General features: G+C 66.9%; 6 protein-coding genes. 1 reads left to right on the top strand and 5 read right to left on the bottom strand.

All coding sequences use genetic code 11. From position 1 onward, the window contains the following. Positions 1-106 precede the first annotated feature (106 nt). Complete coding sequence (locus Q0Z44_RS17975; protein WP_109037029.1) at positions 107-379, top strand: oxidative damage protection protein; 273 nt, start codon at positions 107-109, stop codon at positions 377-379. Here the strand turns inward: Q0Z44_RS17975 and Q0Z44_RS17970 are convergent. The 5 genes from Q0Z44_RS17970 to Q0Z44_RS17950 all read right to left on the bottom strand — a co-directional run. Further along, on the bottom strand, positions 373-1,047 hold the full coding sequence (locus Q0Z44_RS17970; RefSeq protein ID WP_298015332.1) for a hypothetical protein: 675 nt from the start codon (positions 1,045-1,047) through the stop codon (positions 373-375). The genes Q0Z44_RS17975 and Q0Z44_RS17970 overlap by 7 nt on opposite strands. A 112-nt stretch (positions 1,048-1,159) precedes the next feature. Continuing rightward, complete coding sequence (locus tag Q0Z44_RS17965) at positions 1,160-2,116, bottom strand: alpha-E domain-containing protein (RefSeq protein WP_298015335.1); 957 nt, start codon at positions 2,114-2,116, stop codon at positions 1,160-1,162. Positions 2,117-2,237: 121 nt separating this feature from the next. Beyond that, positions 2,238-3,671, bottom strand: a complete 1,434-nt coding sequence (locus tag Q0Z44_RS17960) for a circularly permuted type 2 ATP-grasp protein (RefSeq protein WP_298015330.1) — start codon at positions 3,669-3,671, stop codon at positions 2,238-2,240. A 136-nt stretch (positions 3,672-3,807) separates the two neighbouring features. Further along, positions 3,808-4,755, bottom strand: coding sequence for a transglutaminase family protein (locus Q0Z44_RS17955; RefSeq protein ID WP_298015328.1), 948 nt, complete (start codon positions 4,753-4,755; stop codon positions 3,808-3,810). Beyond that, positions 4,752-5,536: alpha-E domain-containing protein (locus Q0Z44_RS17950; RefSeq protein WP_298015326.1), on the bottom strand; the 785-nt coding region annotated here is incomplete at its 5' end. The genes Q0Z44_RS17950 and Q0Z44_RS17955, both read right to left, overlap by 4 nt.

The raw sequence follows: 5,536 nt of genomic DNA, 5'->3' as shown, positions 1-5,536 counted from the left end.
TACACGCCGAACGACACTCTTTCCCTACACGACGCTCTTCCGATCTCTCGCAGGTCCTCGTCAAGAACCTCAAATAACCCCTCACACCTTTCCCTGGACTGACACCATGGCACGCACCATCCAATGCAAGCACCTCAACAAGGAAGCCGAAGGCCTGGACTTCGCACCTTACCCGGGTGAGCTGGGCAAGCGCATCTACAACGAGATCTCGAAGGAAGCCTGGCAGATGTGGCTCAAGCACCAGACCATGCTGGTGAACGAAAACCGGCTGAACCTGGCCGACACGCGCGCACGCCAGTACCTGGCCCGCCAGATGGAGCAGTTCTTCTTTGGTGCCGGCGCCGAGCAGGTGCAGGGCTACGTGCCGCCGGCTCAGTGAGCGACGGCGGGGCGGCTGATCCGCACGGGAAAGACCCGTGTCGGGTGGTCGACCCCCATCCAGCTGGAAGCGGCCTTGATGGCCGCCAGGGCATACACGCTGCCCAGACACTCCAGGCCTTCTTCCAGGCTCAGGGCCACCAGCAGCCCACGGGGTGACCCCTCGCCGACCGCCGCCGCGTGCAACAGGCGCTCCACCACCGCTTCGCCCCCCTGGGCCAGCACCAGCGTGGCGGCCGACATCACCAGCAGCTGTCCATCGGCATGGCGCCACCCCTGCTCACGCAGCAGGTAGCGCGAGCCGGCCCGCGCGCACGCGCCGAACGACACCAGCACCGCCAGCATCAACCCACCCGTGATCAGGCGGCGCAGCAGGTCGATGTCGCCGTTGACGTAGTACCGCCATGACAGCAACTGCTTGCCGCTGGGCACCAGTTCGGGCGGCAGGCCGGCCTCACGCACGGCCAGCGTCAGGAACACCAGCGCGAACGCGATCGCCACGCCGCGGGGCGCCCGGCTGCGCCACAGCAGGTACAGCGCGGCGCACAGCCACACCCCCACCGACGTCTGTTCGATCACGCCGTCTTCTGCCACCCAGGCCGTGGCGGTCGGGGCGTCGACAGAAAACGGCAAGGCGGCCAGCACGACCGCCACCCCGAACAAGCTCATCAACGCGACACGCAACAACACAAGACAGATCCCGACGGCAAAAAGCCCCGGATGATTGGTCTGTGACGCTTTTGTGTCAAGCCCTGAGCCGGATGGCCCGGGCTGCGCCGCTTCATGCGGGCATCAGGAAGTCCCGGCTGATGCCATAGCCCAGGTCGCTGACGCGGTCAAGGAACTGCGTGAGGTAGGCGTGCAGGCCCGTGGCGAGGATCTCGTCGATGTGGCCATATTGCAGGTCGGCACGCAGGCGGCCCGCCCGGCGCAGGGTTTCGTGGCTCTGGTCATTGGCCACCGCGCGCAGGTTGCTCACCACCTCGTTCATGCAGTGCAGCAGCGAGCGCGGCATTTCGGCGCGCAGGATGAGCAACTCGGCCACCTTCTCCGGTCGGATCACGTTGCGGTAGACCTTGCGGTAGACCTCGAAGGCCGAGACCGACCGCAGCACGGCCGACCAGTGATAGAAGTCGACTTCCTTGCCTTCGTTGCCGGCACCCGAGCCGAAGAACTCGGTGTTGCGGGCATGGAACTTCACGTCCAGCAGGCGGGCGGTATTGTCAGCGCGCTCCAGGAAGGTGCCGATGCGCTGGAAGTGCAGGGCCTCATCCTGCAGCATGGTGCCGACCGTGACGCCGCGCGAGAGGTGCGAGCGGAACTTCACCCATTCGAACACCTCGCCGGGATCGCGCTCGAGCATGCCGTCCTTGAGCACGCGGTTGAACTCCAGCCAGGTCTGGTTGGCGGTTTCCCACACCTCGGTGGTCAACGCCCCGCGCACGGCCCGCGCGTTCTCGCGGGCAGCGCGCAGGCAGTTCAGGATGCTCGACGGGTTGTTGGGGTCGCTCACCATGAAGGTCATGATGTCGCGGGCCGTGATCTCGCCGTGCTTCTTCAGGTAGTCGCTGGTGAGCTCGCTGATGCTCAGCAGGCCCTTCCAGCCGTTCTGCGCCGCCTCCTGGGATTGCGGCAGCAGCGCCGTCTGGTAGTTCACGTCCAGCAGGCGCGCGGTGTTCTCGGCGCGCTCCATGTAGCGGGCCATCCAGAAGAGGTGATCGGCGGTGCGCGACAGCATGGGCTTGGTCTCCGTGTGCGGGGCTGCCGTGCGCCGGGCCCCGGATTCAGTCTCGTTCAGGTGGGAGGGCAGATGGCGTTCGATGCGTTCGTTCAGCATGGATGTCCTCCGATTCCGTGTGTCAGCTTTCCAGCACCCAGGTGTCCTTGGTGCCACCGCCTTGCGAGCTGTTGACCACCAGAGACCCTTCCTTCAGGGCCACGCGGGTCAGGCCGCCAGGCACCATGCGCACCTCCTTGCCCGAAAGCACGAAGGGCCGCAGGTCGATGTGGCGCGGCGCGATGCCGCTCTCGACAAAGGTCGGGCAGGTTGACAGCGACAGCGTGGGCTGGGCGATGTAGTTGCTCGGGTTGGCGAGCAACACCTGACGGAAGGCCTCGACCTCGGCCTTCGTGGCCGCCGGGCCCACGAGCATGCCGTAGCCGCCCGCGCCGTGCACTTCCTTGACCACCAGCTCGGCCAGATGGTCGAGCGTGTACTGCAGGTCGTCCTTCTCGCGGCAGACGTAGGTCGGCACGTTCTGCAGAATGGGCTTCTCGCCCAGATAGAACTCGATCATCTTGGGCACGTAGGGGTAAATCGACTTGTCGTCGGCGATCCCTGTGCCGAAGGCGTTGGCCAGCGTCACGTTGCCTGCCCGGTAAGCGCGCAGCAGCCCAGCCACGCCCAGGGTCGAGTCCTTGCGAAAGACCTCCGGGTCCATGAAGTCGTCGTCCACGCGCCGGTAGATCACGTCCACCCGCTGCGGGCCGCGCGTGGTGCGCATGTAGACGAAGTCGTCCTTGACGAAGAGGTCCTGCCCCTCGACCAGCTCGATGCCCATCTGCTGCGCCAGGAAGGCGTGCTCGAAGTAGGCCGAGTTGTACATACCGGGCGTGAGCACCACCGCCGTGGGCTCGTTGACGCCGGCCGGCGCCATGGTGTGCAGCGTGTCGAGCAGCAGGTCGGGGTAATGGGCCACGGGCGCCACGCGGTGCTCGGCAAACAACTCGGGGAAGAGCCGCATCGACATCTTGCGGTTCTCGAGCATGTAGCTCACACCCGAGGGCACGCGCAGGTTGTCTTCCAGCACATAGTAGGTTCCGCTGCCATCGGGGTTGCAGGCCCGCACGATGTCGATGCCGGCAATGATGGAGTAGATGCCGCCCGGCACGTTCAAGCCCATCATCTCCTTGCGGAACTGGGCGTTGTTGAGCACGGGTTCGGCAGGGATGACGCCCGCCTTGAGAATCGCCTGGTCGTGGTAGATGTCTTCAAGGAAGCGGTTGAGGGCGGTGACGCGCTGCCTCAGGCCCTTCTCCATCTCGCGCCATTCGTGGGCGGGAATGATGCGAGGGATCAGATCGAAAGGAATGAGGCGCTCGGTGCCGTCGCCGGTTTCGTCCTTGTCCCCATACACCGCGAACGTGATGCCGACCCGGCGGAAGATCATTTCCGCTTCGGCACGCCGGGAATTCATCAGGTCCTGAGGCTGTCGGCCGAGCCAGCGGTCGTAGACCTTGTAGTGGTCGCGCACATCGGCGCGGCTCGCGTGCATCTCGTCGAAAAATCGCATCGTTGAATCCCGTTGCGGGGGCAGAAAACCGCGTTTTCGTAACCCTTTGCATGGAGTGTGCCAGCCGTCATCCAAGGCAGGTTGAGCAGGCACAGCTTTCGGGCGCGCCGTTCGCCGCTCGCCACAGCAAGGTGCCTCAGCGTACCGAAGCGGTGCGCGGCGCGTCGAGTTCCGCATACTCATCCAGCAGGCGGGTGGTGACGCGCACCAACAAGGTGTGCCGTCCCCCGCCACGGATGACGCCGCGCAGCGGCGTCACGTCGCCGAAATCGCGGCCGTGCGCGACGCGGACATGGTGCAGCGCCGGGATGCAGTCGTTGGTGGGGTCGAGGTCGAGCCAGTCGCCAGCGCGCTCGGGCCCCAGGCCGGGCACCCAGACGCTCAGCCACGCGTGGGACGCATCTGCACCAACAAGGGGCGCCTGCCCCGGCGGCGGTCGCGTCAGCAGATAGCCGCTGACATAGCGTGCGGCCACACCCCAGGCACGCAGGCAACCGATCATCAGGTGGGCGAAGTCCTGGCAGACACCCTGGCGGCGGTCGAAGACATCAAGAATGGGCGTGGAGATGTCGGTGGACGCGGGCGCGTAGGTGAACTCGGTGTGGATGCGGTGCATCAGCTCGATCGCCGCCTCGGCCAACGGGCGACCGGGCTGCAGCGACACGCTGGCGTAGTCTCGCAATTCGGCGTGCAGCGGCACGTAGGGCGAGGCGTAGACGTACTCGCAGGCTGGCTCGAAGGGTCGATGCGCCCGGTAGGCCAGACGGGAGCGCACGCGTTCGCAGTCGGGGCCGTCGGCGGCATTGAGGCCCGGATAGCGATCGCGCACCTGCACCGTGCTGCGGGCCACCACGCGCAGTTCGCTGTGCGGGGCATGCAGGGCAAAGCAGGCGCGGCTGTTGTCGTGGCTGTCGCGGTGCACGCTGTGCTGCGAGGGCGATGGCGACACGGTCATGTCGAACGCTTCGAGCGTCTGGCCGGCATCCGTCAGCGGCCGCAGGCAGGCGATGTGCTGCGCCTGCTCGACGGGGCTGGCGTAGGTGTACAGCGTCTCGTGCTCGACGGACAGGCGGGCCATCGTCATGCGCTCACCATGGAGTCGGTGGGCTCGGCGTGCGCGAAATAGCGCAGGCCGACCTCGTCGGACAGGCGCCAGCTGGCGTCGATCAGGCGATCGAGCAGGGCCAGCACACGGGCATGGCCGTGCTCGGGATCGCACAGCTCGGCCAGCGTGGCACCCACACCTTCGTGCGGCAGCAGCGCCAGCAGGTCACCGCCCCGATCGGGTCGGGCCGGCAGCTTGCCGAGCTCGGTACGCAGGCGCCGCAACACGCAGGCCAGCGCCCGCGGGTTGGTCTCATCCAGCACCAGCAAGGCCAGCAGCGCCGGGCGCTCCAGCCTGCGCTGGTAGCGCGCCCGGAAGGTGATGATGCTGTCGAACAGCGTCAGGATCTGGTCGAAGCCCTGGGGGTGGCGCAGCGCATCGGTCTCCCAGAAGGCCTTGAGGAACGCGCTGTAGCCCTGAAGCCGCTCGATCAGGCGGCCCACGGTGAGCAGGCGCCAGCCCGGGTCGCGCGTCATGCGGTCGGTCTGCGCGCCGGTCACGGCAGAGAGGTGCATGCCCAGCTGATCGAGCGCGTGCTGGGCCAGCGAGAAGGCCAGCGGGTTGCCCGGGCGCAGGGCCTCTTCAAGCTGACGCTGGAAGTCGCTGCCCATGCTGCGCAGCAGGCGGCTGTGGTCGGACGACAGGCGCTCGCGCAAGACCTGAGCGCAACGCTGCAGGGCGCCCAGGTTGAAGGCCAGGCTGTAGGCGCCCTGCGCGGCCTGGGCGTCGGCCAACGCCTCCAGCGCTGCGCGTTCGAACA

This window comes from uncultured Aquabacterium sp. (assembly GCF_947366995.1).
Classification (GTDB): domain Bacteria; phylum Pseudomonadota; class Gammaproteobacteria; order Burkholderiales; family Burkholderiaceae_C; genus Aquabacterium.
Note: the sequence above shows the minus strand (reverse complement) of the source record. Positions and strands in the feature narration are given on the sequence as shown.

Excerpts from the sequence above, each read along its gene's own strand:
- Q0Z44_RS17975 (WP_109037029.1), top strand. The coding sequence starts at position 107 with ATGGCACGCACCATCCAATGCAAGCACCTCAACAAGGAAGCCGAAGGC.
- Q0Z44_RS17970 (WP_298015332.1), bottom strand. The coding sequence starts at position 1,047 with ATGAGCTTGTTCGGGGTGGCGGTCGTGCTGGCCGCCTTGCCGTTTTCT.
- Q0Z44_RS17965 (WP_298015335.1), bottom strand. The coding sequence starts at position 2,116 with ATGCTGTCGCGCACCGCCGATCACCTCTTCTGGATGGCCCGCTACATG.
- Q0Z44_RS17960 (WP_298015330.1), bottom strand. The coding sequence starts at position 3,671 with ATGCGATTTTTCGACGAGATGCACGCGAGCCGCGCCGATGTGCGCGAC.
- Q0Z44_RS17955 (WP_298015328.1), bottom strand. The coding sequence starts at position 4,755 with ATGACGATGGCCCGCCTGTCCGTCGAGCACGAGACGCTGTACACCTAC.